The following is a 15,690-nucleotide window of genomic DNA, read 5'->3' as shown; positions in this document are numbered from 1 at the left end:
AGCTTAGTTAGACTGCTGATTCTTACTTATTGTAGTAATATATTTGCCTTCATTGTACTCTTCAATTTTAACGTGGAGAGTCATTGTTTTTTCGTTGCGCAGTAGTGTGACAGGGACGATACTGCCCGGACTAATTTCAGCAACTTGATCCATTGTTGCCGCAGCCGAGATAACCGGTTGATCATTAACAGAAATAATAATGTCACCGACTTGAATACCAGCATTTTCTGCCGGGCCATGTGCCGCGACCTGAAGAATACGTAGCCCTTTAATTTGATTAATATCGATATTGTTAGAGTGAATACGGGGTAAGTCCCGCGCAGTACTGATACCGATAAAACCGCGGATCACTCGCCCATCACGAATAAGTTTTTCCATAATTTTAGTTGCTAATTCTGTTGGAATAGCAAAACCTAATCCCTCAGGCGTAAAACCATTTTCTGAATGATCAAATGAGAGTGTATTAATTCCCATCAATTCACCTTCAGTATTAATTAGCGCTCCGCCTGAATTTCCATGATTAATAGACGCATCAGTTTGTAGAAAATTCTGTCGGAGGGTAGGACTTAGTCCTACCCGTCCAGTGGCGCTAATAATTCCTTGTGTCACTGTTTGTCCTAAATTATAGGGGTTACCGATGGCTAACACGATATCGCCAACGTGCGCTTTACGTTGTGGGTTAATCGGAATCACAGGAAGATTTTCGGCGTCTATTTTTAAAACAGCCAAGTCTGTTAAGCTATCTGAGCCAACGATGAGTGCGTCAAAAATTAATTCATCAGGCAGTGCAATCTTAATTTGATCCACGTTATTAACGACATGTCTGTTGGTAATAATATAACCGTTACTGCTCATAATGACACCAGAGCCTAATGCAGTTAATTCGCGCCCATTTTGGGAAAAACTACCGTTCCCGCTGCTATAAACATAGATAACTGCCGGTGCTGCTCTACGTACCGCTTTACTATAACTAATTGGTTGCTCATCTTTTTTACCGTCGAGGAGGTCAGTGAGTCCTTTTGGGCGTATAGATGGAATAGCCATTAGCAAAATAGTAGCGATAACAAGCCCTATAATGACGGCACGAAAAAGCTTGATGAACATAGTAAGTATTCTGTAATAAAAGATAAACGGGATAATAAAATAGCAGGATACCATAAATACAAACAGGTACGATAGTTAACAGTACCTGTTTGCTGGGTGATTAATTGAATATATTATTACCGCGAAGTAATAAGTAGATATTTTGATCACCACGTAAAATATTTAATGCTAAAGCGGTAGGTTTAGTTTCAATAATTTTACGCAGTTGATTAATATTTTCTATCCGTTGTTCGTTGGCACTAATAATAAGATCACCTTTTGCCAGGCCAAACATGGCTGCAGGTGAATTAGACGAAACGCTATCGACCTTAACACCTTTAGTGCCTTTGATTGTACTATTGCTTAAAGTCGCTCCCATTAGTGACGTGGTTAAAACTTCGGCTTTCGTACTGCTGGAATCATTATCTTCTAAGGTAACATTCACTTCCATTGGCTTGCCTTTACGTAGTAGACCGATGGTGATCTGCTTACCGATTTCACTAGTGCCAATTTTAGCTCTCAATTCAGCGAAGCTATTGATATATTTGTTATTAATCGAAACCAAAATATCACCAGATTGAATGCCTGCTTTAGCTGCTGCAGAATTTGGTATCACTTCACTGACAAATGCCCCTTTTTGCACATCAATCTTCAATGCTTTCGCTACATCAGAAGTCATTTCAGTGCCTTTGATCCCTAGCAATCCACGTTTTACTTCACCATGTTTGATAATTTGATCGCTAAGAGATTTAGCCATATTGGATGGAATGGCAAAGCCAATACCAATATTACCCCCACCAGGCGCTAAAATAGCGGTATTAATACCAATTAGTTCACCATTGAGATTAACTAATGCGCCACCTGAGTTACCTCTATTAATAGAAGCGTCAGTTTGAATAAAATTTTCCAGACCTTCTACATTTAAACCACTACGACCCAATGCAGAAATAATGCCTGATGTTGCTGTTTGACCTAAACCGAAAGGGTTACCAACAGCAACAGCAAAATCACCAACTCGCAGTTTATCGGAGTCAGCTATTTTAATCGCCACTAAGTTCAATTTTTTCATATTTGCTGTACTTGAATCTTTGATTTGTAATAGGGCGATATCTGTTTGAGGATCACGGCCGATAAGCTTAACGTCAATTTCTCTGCCATCATTAAGCTGAATTTGGATGCTATTAGCATTATCGATGACATGGTTATTAGTTAGGATATAACCTTTTTCAGCATCAATAATAACCCCGGAGCCTAATCCTTCAAAAGGGCGAATACTTTGTTGTTGTGAGGGAAAATTGGGCCCAAAAAAGAATTTAAATTCTTCGGGTAGCTGTTGATTTTGAACACGTGTTCCAGACACACGAATACTAACTACGGCAGGAAGTACTTTTTCTAGCATCGGTGCTAGGCTTGGTAATTCTTGACCAGATGATAAAGCAATTGGTGGCATTGATGCAGCATGACTTACTGCAGGTATACTTATGAGTGAAAGGCTGATACTCATAGCTAATATAGTTAAAAAATGTTTCTCTTTTTTCATCATGAATTGAATTCTCTTACATACCTAATTTATTTAAGGTAATTTGCTATCCTGGATAGAAAAGGCCTCAGCAGGTTTAAGACTTTAAATTATGCAAAAAAGTTCAGCCAACAGATAGTAGTAATCGTTTTTTTACATGTATTTACATGATATTAATTTTTTACAACAAAATAACTCTATCAGGTGAATACGCTGCCATCAAAGTTAGGTAAAGATGCAATTTTATTAATATATGTAACTTAATTTACCTTCTTTTTTCTTTTATTGTGCGAAATAAGCCAGAAGAACCTTCAGAGTAATCTTTAGGTGGTAAATTAACGGGAGCTTGATCATTGTCTGATTCTGATTCAGTCAAACGATAGTTAAAAGGGTTGTTTTGTATTGGCATATCAGGCATCAATTCATGAGAACTTTTTGCCATATGCTGATAGAGTTGACGATAATCTTGCGCCATGTTATCGAGTAACTCTGCACTACGCGCAAAATGGCTGACCAATTCTTTACGATATTTTTCCAATTCATGGTTTTTCTTTTCAAGTTCAGCCTGTAAAGCTTGTTGGTTGCGTAGCTTAGTATTGCCGAAGCGAACTACTAGTGCACCAATGATGAAACCTACAATTAGACTGATTAGTGCATATTCCCAAGTCATGTTGACTCCTTCATTAACAAAACAACATTTATTTTCATAGAAATAGATTCACAGTATAGCAGTCACTATACCTGTTAAAAGGCCATAAGTGAAAGTAGGAAAAGTGATTGCTAATGATTTCATAGTATTTTGCGGTATTAAAGTAGCAAAGATTATCGATATAATGTTTATGATTGGTTTCATTGGTCAATAAAATTATGACATTTTTAAGGAGTATCACGTTGATGACATTATTGACTCCCACTAAACTTTACCAACAGTTTTTGGCTACCGGTGATTATCAATTTGATGAGGTGCAAAGTAAGGCGATAGCACGTTTAGATATTATTCATCATCAGTTGCTTAATAAAACATCCCAGTTATCATTGAAAAATAAAATTGCCCAATTATTTGCTAAGAAACCTCATACAAATCTTGAGCCTGTCCAGGGATTATATATGTGGGGTGGTGTTGGCCGAGGTAAAACTTGGCTAATGGGTCTCTTTTATCAGAGTTTACCGGATGGCAGAAAATTACGCTTACATTTTCATCGTTTCATGTGGCGAGTGCAGAATGAAATGATTGAGTTACAAGGTCAGCCAGATCCATTGGAAATTATTGCCGATAGATTTAAAAAACAGACCGATGTTTTATGCTTTGATGAGTTTTTTGTCTCTAATATTACTGATGCCATGATTTTGGCAACGTTATTGAAAGCTTTATTTGCCAGAGGTATTTGCTTAATAGCAACGTCTAATGTTCATCCAGATGAACTCTATCGAAATGGATTGCAACGAACACGTTTTCTACCCGCGATCGAACAAATTAAAAAATATTGTGACATTATCAATGTTGATGCAGGTATTGATTATCGTTTACGTACCTTGAAGCAAGCAGGTCTTTATCTTACGCCAATTGATGAAGCGAACTGCAATCGTATGGATGAGATATTTATTAAATTAGCTGGCAAATCTAGAGTTAGGTTTCCTATTCTTGAGATTAATCATCGTACTATGCCGGCAATCTGTACTGCAGAAGGCATTTTATCGATTGAATTTAAGGTATTATGTGAAGATGCACGTAGTCAAAATGACTATATCGTCTTAGCAAAAGATTATCATACGGTACTATTGTATAATGTTTTTTTGATGTCAGAACTCCATGAAGATGTAGCCAGGCGTTTTCTCGCTCTGATTGATGAATTTTATGAACGAAAAGTTAAGTTGATTATTAATGCTGAGGTAGCAATGGATAAACTTTACCAAGGGCATTTGTTACGTTTTGAATATCAACGCTGTTTATCAAGATTGCAAGAAATGCAGAGTGAGGAATGCCTAAAATTACCTCATATAGCTTGATCAGCGGGTAATAATACAATAAATTGGCGAGAAATTTATTTTTGGGGTCGATTTTTGGCAAAAATTTCTCTATAATCTTGCCACCCCACGTTACAGCAAGTTTTTTATTTCCCCAAAATCTTGCATTAATGTCAGTTTGACTACTCGAAGGGGTAGGATTTACTGGACAAAAATTAGCGTGAACATGCTGAAGTATTTTTATAAAATATGAGTGTTCGCCAACATGTAACTTATTATATGGGTAAGCTTTAATGAAAACTTTTACAGCTAAACCAGAAACCGTAAAACGCGGCTGGTACGTTGTTGATGCAGATGGAAAAACTTTAGGCCGTCTTGCAACTGAAATTGCTCGTCGTTTGCGCGGCAAGCATAAAGCGGAATATACTCCGCATGTAGATACTGGTGATTACATCATTGTTGTTAATGCAAAAAAAGTTGCTGTTACTGGTAACAAGCGTGAAGAAAAAATCTACTATCGCCATACTGGTTATATCGGTGGTATCAAACAAGCGACCTTCGAAGAAATGATTGCCCGTCATCCTGAGCGTGTAATTGAAATTGCGGTTAAAGGTATGCTACCCAAAGGACCTCTTGGTCGTGAGATGTACTGTAAAATGAAAGTTTATGCGGGTAGTGATCACAACCACGCGGCACAGCAGCCGCAAGTTCTTGACATTTAATCGGGATGGATATAGGCAATGGCTGAAAATCAATACTACGGCACTGGTCGCCGCAAAAGCTCTTCCGCACGTGTTTTCATTAAGTCAGGTAGCGGTAATATTACTATCAATCAACGCAGCTTAGAAGAATATTTTGGCCGCGAAACGGCGCGAATGGTTGTTCGCCAACCGTTAGAATTGGTTGATATGTTGCAGAAACTGGATCTATACATTACCGTTAAAGGTGGTGGGATTTCTGGTCAAGCAGGTGCAATCCGTCATGGTATTACACGTGCATTGATGGGATATGACGAGACACTACGGGCAGAACTACGTAAAGCTGGGTTTGTTACTCGTGATGCGCGTTCTGTTGAGCGTAAGAAAGTGGGACTGTGTAAAGCACGTCGTCGTCCACAATACTCTAAACGTTAATTTTTTGTTTTTACAATAAATTAGTAATAAAAAGCCCGCCTTTAAGCGGGTTTTTAGCATGTTATAAATTTATATTATCTTGCGATTATTAATTTAATTTTTTCAATAAAAATTGCTTTAATTTTGTACATTTATTATAAAGTCTTGTCAAACTTTCCCCCATATTGAACAAAATCTGATAGACTATAAGCCATTATTTTCTTATCTATTTCTCACCTGATTTGGTGGAAATAACATGTATTAATTGTAGTTTAATAAATAAAGGTCAAATGTCTGTTAACCGAGTAAATTGGTTCACCAGCATTTTAAACATGTAAGAATGGCCTGATTAATTATATTATGGCTGTTTATTCTTTTTTAATAAAACTTGGAGGTTTTCATGGCTGTCGCTGCCAACAAACGTTCGGTAATGACACTGTTTTCCGGCCCGACCGACATATTTAGCCATCAAGTGCGGATCGTATTGGCAGAAAAGGGCGTGAGCGTTGAGATTGAGAATGTTGAAGCGGGTAATTTGCCTCAAGATTTGATTGATCTAAATCCTTACCAAACAGTACCAACGCTGGTTGATAGAGAATTAACATTGTATGATTCCCGTGTTGTTATGGAATATCTTGATGAACGCTTTCCGCATCCACCATTGATGCCTGTTTATCCCGTTGCTCGTGGTAATAGTCGTTTAATGATACATCGGATAGACAAGGATTGGTATTCTTTGATGTATAAGATTGAAAATAAGGATCCTCAAGCTGATGCTGCCCGTAAGCAGTTAAGGGAGGAACTGATAGCAATCTCGCCAATTTTTAAAGAAAGACCGTTTTTTATGAGCGAAGAATTTAGTCTAGTTGATTGCTATTTAGCTCCCCTTTTATGGCGTTTACCTTACTGGAAGATCGACATCCCTAAAGGAAAAGAAACAGAGGGCATTCGTTCTTATATGGAACGTGTATTTGAGCGAGACTCTTTACTTGCTTCATTAACTGAAGCTGAGCGTGAGATGCTTTTATCTACCACAGGTTAATTTATTATGGAATTGTTAGGAATGTCGCCACGTCGTCCTTACCTTCTTAGGGCTCATTATGAATGGCTTCTCGACAATAATATGACACCCCATTTAGTTGTGGATGTTAATATTTTTGGCGTAAATGTACCGATGGAATATGCGAATAAAGGACAGATTATTTTAAATATTACACCTTCTGCCGTCGGTAATTTAGAACTGACTAATGAAATTGTCAGCTTCAATGCCCGTTTTGGTGGCGTTCCTCGCCATGTTGAAGTACCTATGAGCGCTATTATTGCTATCTATGGGCGCGAAAATGGAGCAGGAATGATGTTTGAACCTGAGCCAGAATATGAGGGTGGTGCAGGTAATTCTATTGCTCAAAGTGAAAATTTAGTACGAGTTAGTGATACTGAGTTGTCAAACGAAGCGCAAGAAATAACGCCGATTTCATCTTCTGATGATGAGCCGCCGATGCCACCGAAAGGACGCCCGACGCTACGTGTTATAAAATAAGGTATATCATTATTGAGGGGAGTATCAAATACTGCCCCTTTTTCTTTTTTAAATCTATATTTTTTATTTATTAAATTTTTATTTATCTGATAATTATAAAATTTCGTTTATAAATTAATTCATTATTCATGAAAATCTAAATGTAAATTATCCCTCATAATGTATGTTAGATCCCTCTGTTTTTTATCTATATAAGTTATGATTTAAGCTGATTTTTTGTATCGGAGTGTGTATGAAGCTGCTTAAAGGACTTGCTCAATATTATGTTGATTTAATGATGAAGCTTGGTTTAATTGGATTTTCCTTACTATTAGCCACAGCACTTGTCGTATTAGCTATGGTATTACAGATCGCGGTTGATATTTTATTATATGGCAATGTTCATAATATTGATTTGGTTCGTTCTATCTTTTTTGGATTGATTATTACGCCTTGGGCGGTCTATTTTCTTTCTGTTGTGGTCGAACAACTTGAAGAGTCTCGTCGTCGTTTATCAGGCATGGTTGATAAATTAGAAGTTATGCGTAAGCGTGATGCCGAGCTTACTGACAAACTTAAAGGAAATATTGCTCAGCTCAATTTGGAAATTGCAGAGCGTGTAAAAATACAAAAGGCGCATTTAGAATTATTAGAAAAATTGCAAAAAGAGATGAAGCGCCGAGAGCAGACACAACTTGAATTTGAACAGCAGTCTATATTATTACAATCATTTTTAGATGCATCACCTGATCTTGTTTATTATCGTGATGAAAATAATGATTTTTCTTGTTGTAATCGAGCAATGGAATTATTGACAGGTCGCAGTGAAAAGCAGCTTATTGGGCTAACTTATCGTGAAATTTATGGTGAGGAAGTTGCCGAAAAGGAGCTGGAAACTGATGAAAAAGTATTTCGTCATAATGTGTCATTGACCTATGAACAATGGTTGGTATATCCCGATGGACGGAAAGCATGCTTTGAGATACGTAAAGTCCCGTTTTATGATCGGGTTGGAAAACGTCATGGGTTAGTAGGGTTTGGACGCGATATTACCGAGCGTAAGCATTATCAGGAAGCGTTAGAAAATGCCAGTAGGGATAAGACAACGTTTATTTCAACCATTAGCCATGAGCTTCGTACGCCGCTTAATGGGATTGTTGGACTGAGTCATATATTACTCGATACAGAATTAACCGATGAACAAACAAATTATTTGAAAACTATTCATGTCAGCGCTATCACTTTAGGTAATATTTTCAATGATATTATTGAGATGGATAAGATTGAACGCCGTAAGGTTAGTTTAGATAGTCAACAAATTGATTTTAATGAATTTATTTCTGATCTTGAAAATTTATCGGGGCTTTTAGTACAACCTAAAGATTTAAAATTTATCTTAGAAGTAAAAGAAAATTTACCGAGCAAGATCATTACTGATGCAACACGGTTACGGCAAATACTATGGAATTTAATTGGTAATGCTGTGAGATTTACCCAACAGGGTGAGATCAAAGTTCGTATTTGGTATGAAGGACATGAGCAACTTTTTATTCAGGTTATTGACAGCGGTATTGGCATCCCAAAAGAGGAGCAAAAAAAAATTTTTGCCATGTACTATCAGGTAAAGGGTAGTGCTGGTGGCCGACCAGAAACGGGTACTGGAATTGGTCTTGCTGTTTCTAAACGGTTAGCGCAAAGCATGGGGGGAGATATACAGGTCGATAGTACATTAGGGGTAGGTTCTTGCTTCACTGTATCCGTTATAGCGCCCATTGTAGCAAAAACGGTTGAAACGCCAACACCAGAAGCTGTTTTACTACCTAAGTTGCATATTCTTTTGGTGGAAGATATTGAATTAAATATCATCGTCGCACGATCTGTATTAGAAAAATTAGGCCATACCGTTGATGTTGCTATGAATGGAAAAGAAGTACTAAAAATGTTCAAAATTGGTAGTTACGATTTGGTTTTATTGGATATCCAACTACCTGATATGACCGGTCTCGATATTGCACGTCAGTTTCGTCAAATCTATGCTAATGATAAACTTCCACCTTTAATTGCATTAACAGCTAATGTATTGAAAGACAAAAAAGAGTATCTTGCTGCCGGTATGGATGATGTATTGAGTAAACCACTGTCGGTAAGTGCATTAATAAAGATTATTGAAAAATATTTGACTGATTGTAAAAATAAATCCATCAACATTCCGCTAAAACAACTTGCCAATCATGATGACGTATTAGATATCAATATGCTCAACCAATATTTCGAATTAGTTGGACCAAAACTGATTGAAGAGAGCATAAAGATCTTTGAAAATGTGATGCCAGGATACCTATCTTTATTGGATTCTAATATTGTGGCCAAAGACCGAAATGGGATTGTTGTAGAAGCCCACAAAATTAAAGGTGCAGCAGGTGCAGTTGGTTTGCGCCATCTCCAGCAGTTAGCTCAACAGCTCCAATCTCCTGATTTACCTGCCTGGTGGGATAATATTCAGGAATGGTTTGATGAATTAAAAGTAGATTGGCAAAAAGATGTTAAAGTTTTGAAACGATGGTTAGTCGGCGCTGAAAAAAATAACCCCAACCGAAGTTGGGGTGCGCGAATATTGCGCTAACACCAGGGAAATCGTTTTTTACTCACCAATTATGATATTAGTAAATGTAGATGGTGAGTAAAATAGAAACCTTTATTTTTTTGTCAGCCAATCAACATAACAAATATAATCGTTTTTGTTACAAGATTCATTAAAATTTGTGATCAAGTTCCATGTTATCACATTAAGTGAATGAGTAACAATCTACTACAAATGGAGTCAAATATGAAACCTATTGCAGTAATTTTAAGCGGATGTGGTGTATTCGATGGCAGCGAAATCCGTGAATCAGTACTTACTATGTTATCTTTGAGTGAAAATGACATTGAAATATGTTTTTTTGCACCTAATAGAGATCAACTAGATGTTATTAATCATATAAATGGAGAAAAAAATCAAGAAAAAAGGAACATAATGGTAGATTCTTCACGTATTTCACGTGGGAAAATGGCGCCTTTATCATCTACTGATGCAAATAAATTTAGTGCAGTTATTATGCCTGGTGGTTTTGGGGTGGCAAAAATTTATCTAATTTTGCTATTAAAGGAAGTGATTGTGAAATAGATAAAGATTTATTAACATTTTGTCGCGAAATTCATCAATAAAGTAAGCCGATGGGATTGATGTGTATTGCGCCTGTTATGCTACCTAAAATTTTAAATAAAGCGGTAAAGTTAACAATAGGCAATGATAAAAAAACTATTGCTCAAATAGAACAAATGGGAGGAACACATATTATTTGCTCCTTTGATGATATTGTGGTTGATGAAGATAATAAAGTAATAACAACACCCGCTTATATGTTAGCATCATCACCAAATGAAGCATGGCAAGGAATTAATAAATTAGCTAAAAAAGTAATTGAACTGGCAAGCCGTTAGTTATGTTAGTTTACTTATTATTATGGCATTGGTTAAAAAGAGCATTATTAATCTTATTTTCTTGTTGGTTAATAACGATTTTCATTTTCAAATTTTTGTCTGTTCCATTTTCGATGGTTATGCTAGAAAGAGAAATTAACGCTTGGTTATCATTAAATTTTTCTTATGGTTTTCGTTCCGCTTGGGTTGAGCTTAATTCCATCTCACCGAACATGTTAATTGCAGCGATTGCCGCAGAAGATCAAAATTTCCCAAATCATTGGGGATTTGATTTTCAGGCAATAGAAAGTGCTATCAACCAAAATTCGGCTAGTAAAAAACCTATTAGAGGAGCTTCAACTATAACTCAACAAGTTGTAAAAAATCTTTGGTTATGGGATGGGCGAAGCTGGCTTCGTAAAGGTGCTGAAGCTATTATGACGCCGATAATTGAAGTTATGTGGTCTAAAAAGCGGATTTTGACGATCTATTTGAATATTTCTGAGTTCGGTGAGGGTATTTTTGGCGTAGAAGAAGCAGCAAAATATTATTTTAAAAAGCCGGAAAATCAATTAAATGCAGTTTAAGCTGCACGATTATCTGCGGTTTTACCAAATCAGTTAGCTTATCAAGTAAAAAAACCATCTAATGATTTATTAATTCGTCAAGCGTGGATACTTCAGCAAATGCAGCAATTGGGTGATAAGAATTTTCTGGAAAAACATGGCTTCATTGCTGACTGAATAGCTAAACAGAATATAGTAATAAAATTTTAATTTTTTTAGTATTTTATTCTGAAAAGATCAGTCCTGTTACTGGCTTCATATTTGATTGCTAAATAATAACTTTAATCATCATTTGATTTTTAACTGAATAAAGAGTTCTGAATATACTAGTCGTTTGGTTGAAAATGAAATCAGTCAGATAGAAGTTTGTTGATAAATCTATCCTGCCGTGTATCAACCAGAAGTATAATCAATACACGGAAGAGGGAGAACATCAGTCTTTACCAATTTTTCATTAACTATAAAAAATAGTTAGAAAGATAAACCGCCTCGAACCATTCTTCGAGCCGTGCTGCGAACAGCATCTATTGCTAAGGCTTTTGCTGAATCGGGTAGAATAAAGCGTTTCATTAAGTTCATTGCATTGCCTCCAAGCCAGTTTAAAAATTGAATAAATTTACCCGTAACATACTGAAAATAGGGATTTGTGATGGTCAATTGTAACGCATATCCAATCCCCAAAATGGTCGCCCCAATTGCGCTTCCCATCCATTCATTTGGACCGCCAACTGAAATTTTACGTGAGAAAAATGAAAATATCTTATCTCCTAAACTGCGGCCAACGAATCGACTAATGGAATTATTACCAACATAAGCAGCAAATAGTGCTTCTGATCCGTGTCTGACAATCGCTCCGCCAGCATAATTAAATGCATATGAGCTAATATTATCTGCGTGACGACCTATTATTCCGCTAGTATAGCTGCCGTAAGCGGTATATTGCCCTACGCGTGCACTATGCTTAACGCCAGTTATAAATCCACTGGCGGCGTCAAATGTGGCAGCAGAAACTCCATTGCCAGGCTGGTTCCTTTACCGCCAATGATATTGACAATACCAATAGCAACGCCTGCTGCATGTGCACCACTCATGCCGCGATCAGAATTGCCAATTAATCCTCCTGCGGCACCAGAAATGCTTCCTACCGCGCTGGCGATCCCTATGCTGGTTAATCTCGCGCCATTGAGGCAAGCAGTGACGGCACTTAATTTTGCCCCTGTCGCCATATTCTCTGTCGTTGATCTTCCCTGAAAGCGCTTACTGAAAAAACTGGCTATGCCTCCGGAAAGTTGGTTCAAATTCCAGCGAGCAATCGCACCAATAATAAATGAGCCAATACCTACCGCAACGAGGATCCCGCCACTAGCGCTTACTGCTCCAGCTATCGCTAATCCACCCATCACTGCGCGGGTGATTTTCATACCTCTAGCTAATGAACGTCTTATTGGTTCTCCTTCTCTTTGGCTTAAATAGGTTGATACGATAAATATGTTGCGAAAGCGGTTGCGACTTGATTCACCCCGTTCATCGGTATATATAATAGGATTATTTTTTTACCATTCGATATAGATTGAGGCCATCCACGGTACCGGCAGGATCAGAGCTTAAGCATCATCCGATCCAGGGTTGATAGTAGCGATGACCATAATAGTAGAGGCTAAAGTGAAGTTTTGTGGTTGAAGGTTAGCCATTTCACGGCCGGTAATGGATACCAGTTGATAAAGCGTATATAGGTATAGGTATTTTCTGGAATGACTTTTTGATTATGCGAGAAGCGGGTTGGCTCAGCATCATTACGCACATTGATCATATTACCGACCGGATCATATTGATAACGTAAATCTTGTAATATTTTTGCCGCCATTTGATGTGCTGCTGGACGTTCGATTTTTGCGGCGATTAACCGTTGGGTTTGCGGTTCATAAAGGTAGCTGGTGACGATGCCATTGCCATGTTCTTCGCGTAATTTTTGTCCCGCAGCGGAATAAGTTAATGATTTTATTATTATCTGTTCGGTAGCATTTTATATGGTTAAACAGCTACTTTTTAGCATACCAGCAATATTATATTCTAACCGACGCCGGTTACCTTTAATATCAATATTAAGTATTAATGCTCCGGTAGCATCAACAATATTTTGCGTGGTATAGCTATCATTTGATAAGTAACTTTGCCAGATAGTCTCATCCTCTGCTTGCCAGTTAGCTTCCTTATTATTTATCAATAGCTGTTGAGTTAAAGATAATGGCACTCCTATTAAGGCGATACTATTGACTTGCTGTAAACCAGTGGTGTCATAATGGCATAAACATTGTCCAAGCAGGTTTTTTTGCTTTTCGCTATCACTATTACCAGCCCAAATAAAACGTTCTGTAGCATACTTGGTTTTTGATGGTAATTGTTCAGTAATGCTAATAGGTCTTCCGAGTTGCTGGCTATCTTCATATTGCCAGCTACGAAAAACACCTGTTGTAGAGATGGCAAATGTCGGCCGACCGGCAATATCATGCAGATCAAAAGTCGTTCCGGCATCAACACTGTTAGTAGCTAAAACCATACTCGTTAGTGATGTGTGGTAGTAAAAATTGGGGTTTATCGTCGGATCATTTTTTTGTTGTTCATATAACCGTGGGTCAATACTTTTTATTAACAAACCACGCGTGGTGTTATATTGATGGCGGGTAATACGTTCATTAGTGATATTGGGGCTATCGGGATGGCGATGATAATCAATTTCTTTTACGGTTAAACCTCGATTACCAACTATTTTAATGGTCGGCGTTCCTTTAAATAATGACGATGATTGCATATTTTTCTCCATGTTTATTCACTATTATTTAGTTGCAAAAGAGAAATAAAATTTTCAGGTCCTTTTGTTATCAATAATCGATTGTTGTATAACAGGTTATATTTATATTTTCAGCAAATAGCGCTTTAATATTATCAAGTTAGCGAATATTATTTCATTAGATTATGCTTTAGATGTAAAATAATTATTGTTGTCAATATATTAACTTCAGGTAATAACACAAGCGATTAAATCTCGAGGAAAGTTGCTTAATTGGTTGATGTAGGTTTTTTTAGGATTGGACTATTTTAAAAAATAGTACTAAAAATATTTCATTTTCGTTAAAGATAGCAAAGGTTATTGAGCGTCGTGAAATATAGCAGCTAAAGAGCGCTACCCTAAAATTTGTTACCCGGCCTTGTGGCTGCCGGGAAACAAATTAGAAAGATAATCACTTTTTATATTGAATGAGAAAATATTAATTAAGGTAGGTAAATGCTGTAGTTACGCGTTTAACGCCATCTGTCTCACTGGCGATTTTTGCAGCAGCAGCTCCTTCCTGTTGAGTTAGAATACCAAGTAAAAATACCTCTCCACCTTCGGTAATAACTTTGACGGTTGATGATTTAACCGAATCACTGGTAAGAATTTGTGATTTTATTTTGGTGGTTATCCAGGTATCTTTAGAAGCCGTACCAAGATCAACCGGCGTTGCCTGACGGATCTCATTATAAACTGCTTCAACACCTTCTACTTTGGTTGCTATCTGTTTCGCTCTTTCAGCTAATTCAAGATCGGGCGCTTGGCCGGTAAGCAGTATCTTACCTTCATAAGCCGTAGTAATAACACGTGCATTGCGGGTAATTTCTTGATCTTTGTTAATAGCAGCACTAACGCGGGCTTCTAATGTTCCATCATCGACCTGGCGACCGACACTTCTTGGATCCGTCGCACTTTTTGTAGCGACCGCCGCTGAACCTATCACAGCAGCCCCAATGCATCCTTGTAATAAAAGGGTACTGCATATTATGGTAATTAGAGGAAATAGTCTCATTATTACTCCTTAGTCATCTTGATGCGGAAAAAGTGTATTATCGATTAGATCACATAAACAGTTAACTGTTAATAGGTGAACTTCTTGAATTCTGATGCTTCTTTGCGAAGGTATTCGAATTTCTACATCCTGTGTGCCTAATAAACCAGCTAATTCTCCGCCATCATGACCGGTTAAGGCCACAATCGTCATATCACGAGCGAGTGAAGCTTCAACCGCTTTTATCACAACGCGACTATCGCCTTTGGTGGCAATTGCAAGAAGTACGTCACCAGATTGGCCTAATGCACGCACTTGTTTTGCATATACCTCTTCGGGTTTTTGGCCATTAGCGATCGAGGTTATAATCGCATTGTCTGTGTTAAGACATAAAGCGGGAAGACTCGGACGTTCAGCTTCAAATTGATTGATCATACTGGTCGCAAAGCGTTGTGCAATAACTGCTGAGCCGCCACTGCCGCAACATAAGATTTTATTACCATTTAGCAAGGCGTGAACGATCATAATCGCTGCATGAGAAATAGCATCGGGTAATGCTTCAGCAGCGGCAATTTGTGTTTGAATACTTTCGGTAAAACAGGCTTTAATTTTCTCCAACACGTTAAGACCTACTTACATATAA

At 37.5% G+C, this 15,690-nt stretch carries 15 protein-coding genes and 2 pseudogenes; 8 read left to right on the top strand and 9 right to left on the bottom strand.

The window, feature by feature from the left end:
- Window positions 1–3: 3 nt before the first annotated feature.
- The 3 genes from degS to zapG all read right to left on the bottom strand — a co-directional run bounded on the left by degS (window position 4) and on the right by zapG (window position 3,272).
- On the bottom strand, window positions 4–1,104 hold the full coding sequence (gene degS / locus AC01GB_RS05470; RefSeq protein ID WP_474450927.1) for an outer membrane-stress sensor serine endopeptidase DegS: 1,101 nt from the start codon (window positions 1,102–1,104) through the stop codon (window positions 4–6).
- Between the two features lie 100 nt (window positions 1,105–1,204).
- Window positions 1,205–2,623: a Do family serine endopeptidase gene (locus tag AC01GB_RS05465; RefSeq protein WP_474452329.1), complete on the bottom strand. Its 1,419-nt coding sequence runs from the start codon at window positions 2,621–2,623 to the stop codon at window positions 1,205–1,207.
- Between the two features lie 244 nt (window positions 2,624–2,867).
- Complete coding sequence (zapG, locus tag AC01GB_RS05460) at window positions 2,868–3,272, bottom strand: Z-ring associated protein ZapG (protein WP_474450925.1); 405 nt, start codon at window positions 3,270–3,272, stop codon at window positions 2,868–2,870.
- A gap of 224 nt (window positions 3,273–3,496) precedes the next feature.
- On the opposite strand from zapG, the gene zapE reads away from it, so the two are divergent.
- The 8 genes and pseudogenes from zapE to mtgA all read left to right on the top strand — a co-directional run bounded on the left by zapE (window position 3,497) and on the right by mtgA (window position 11,403).
- The gene (zapE, locus tag AC01GB_RS05455) at window positions 3,497–4,609 is read left to right on the top strand and encodes a cell division protein ZapE (protein WP_474450923.1); all 1,113 of its coding nucleotides are present in this window, start codon (window positions 3,497–3,499) and stop codon (window positions 4,607–4,609) included.
- Between the two features lie 251 nt (window positions 4,610–4,860).
- The gene (gene rplM / locus AC01GB_RS05450) at window positions 4,861–5,289 is read left to right on the top strand and encodes a 50S ribosomal protein L13 (RefSeq protein ID WP_474450922.1); all 429 of its coding nucleotides are present in this window, start codon (window positions 4,861–4,863) and stop codon (window positions 5,287–5,289) included.
- A gap of 18 nt (window positions 5,290–5,307) precedes the next feature.
- A complete protein-coding gene (rpsI, locus tag AC01GB_RS05445) occupies window positions 5,308–5,700 on the top strand; it encodes a 30S ribosomal protein S9 (protein ID WP_474450921.1) in 393 nt (130 codons plus the stop codon).
- A 379-nt stretch (window positions 5,701–6,079) separates the two neighbouring features.
- Window positions 6,080–6,721, top strand: coding sequence for a stringent starvation protein SspA (gene sspA, locus AC01GB_RS05440; protein ID WP_474450920.1), 642 nt, complete (start codon window positions 6,080–6,082; stop codon window positions 6,719–6,721).
- 6 nt (window positions 6,722–6,727) lie between these two features.
- Window positions 6,728–7,219: a ClpXP protease specificity-enhancing factor gene (sspB, locus tag AC01GB_RS05435; protein ID WP_474450919.1), complete on the top strand. Its 492-nt coding sequence runs from the start codon at window positions 6,728–6,730 to the stop codon at window positions 7,217–7,219.
- Window positions 7,220–7,451: 232 nt separating this feature from the next.
- Window positions 7,452–9,821: an aerobic respiration two-component sensor histidine kinase ArcB gene (gene arcB, locus AC01GB_RS05430; RefSeq protein ID WP_474450918.1), complete on the top strand. Its 2,370-nt coding sequence runs from the start codon at window positions 7,452–7,454 to the stop codon at window positions 9,819–9,821.
- A gap of 204 nt (window positions 9,822–10,025) precedes the next feature.
- Window positions 10,026–10,681: pseudogene (gene elbB, locus AC01GB_RS05425) on the top strand (isoprenoid biosynthesis glyoxalase ElbB).
- A gap of 2 nt (window positions 10,682–10,683) precedes the next feature.
- Window positions 10,684–11,403: pseudogene (gene mtgA, locus AC01GB_RS05420) on the top strand (monofunctional biosynthetic peptidoglycan transglycosylase).
- Window positions 11,404–11,697: 294 nt separating this feature from the next.
- On the opposite strand, the gene AC01GB_RS05415 reads toward mtgA, so the two are convergent.
- The 6 genes from AC01GB_RS05415 to diaA form a co-directional block, all read right to left on the bottom strand.
- Window positions 11,698–11,934, bottom strand: a complete 237-nt coding sequence (locus AC01GB_RS05415; RefSeq protein WP_474450917.1) for a hypothetical protein — start codon at window positions 11,932–11,934, stop codon at window positions 11,698–11,700.
- Window positions 11,935–12,197: 263 nt separating this feature from the next.
- Window positions 12,198–12,647 (bottom strand): hypothetical protein, encoded by a 450-nt coding sequence (locus tag AC01GB_RS05410; protein WP_474450916.1) that lies wholly within the window; start codon window positions 12,645–12,647, stop codon window positions 12,198–12,200.
- Window positions 12,648–12,883: 236 nt separating this feature from the next.
- Entirely contained in the window at window positions 12,884–13,090 is a 207-nt protein-coding gene (locus AC01GB_RS05405) for a hypothetical protein (RefSeq protein ID WP_474450914.1), read from the bottom strand.
- Between the two features lie 159 nt (window positions 13,091–13,249).
- Window positions 13,250–14,035, bottom strand: coding sequence for a hypothetical protein (locus AC01GB_RS05400; protein WP_474450913.1), 786 nt, complete (start codon window positions 14,033–14,035; stop codon window positions 13,250–13,252).
- Between the two features lie 457 nt (window positions 14,036–14,492).
- Window positions 14,493–15,068 (bottom strand): division/outer membrane stress-associated lipid-binding lipoprotein, encoded by a 576-nt coding sequence (gene dolP, locus AC01GB_RS05395; protein ID WP_474450912.1) that lies wholly within the window; start codon window positions 15,066–15,068, stop codon window positions 14,493–14,495.
- Window positions 15,069–15,077: 9 nt separating this feature from the next.
- Complete coding sequence (diaA, locus tag AC01GB_RS05390) at window positions 15,078–15,668, bottom strand: DnaA initiator-associating protein DiaA (RefSeq protein WP_310509692.1); 591 nt, start codon at window positions 15,666–15,668, stop codon at window positions 15,078–15,080.
- Window positions 15,669–15,690 lie beyond the last annotated feature (22 nt).

The organism is Candidatus Arsenophonus phytopathogenicus (assembly GCF_056113345.1).
This window is presented reverse-complemented; position numbering and strand designations above follow the sequence as displayed.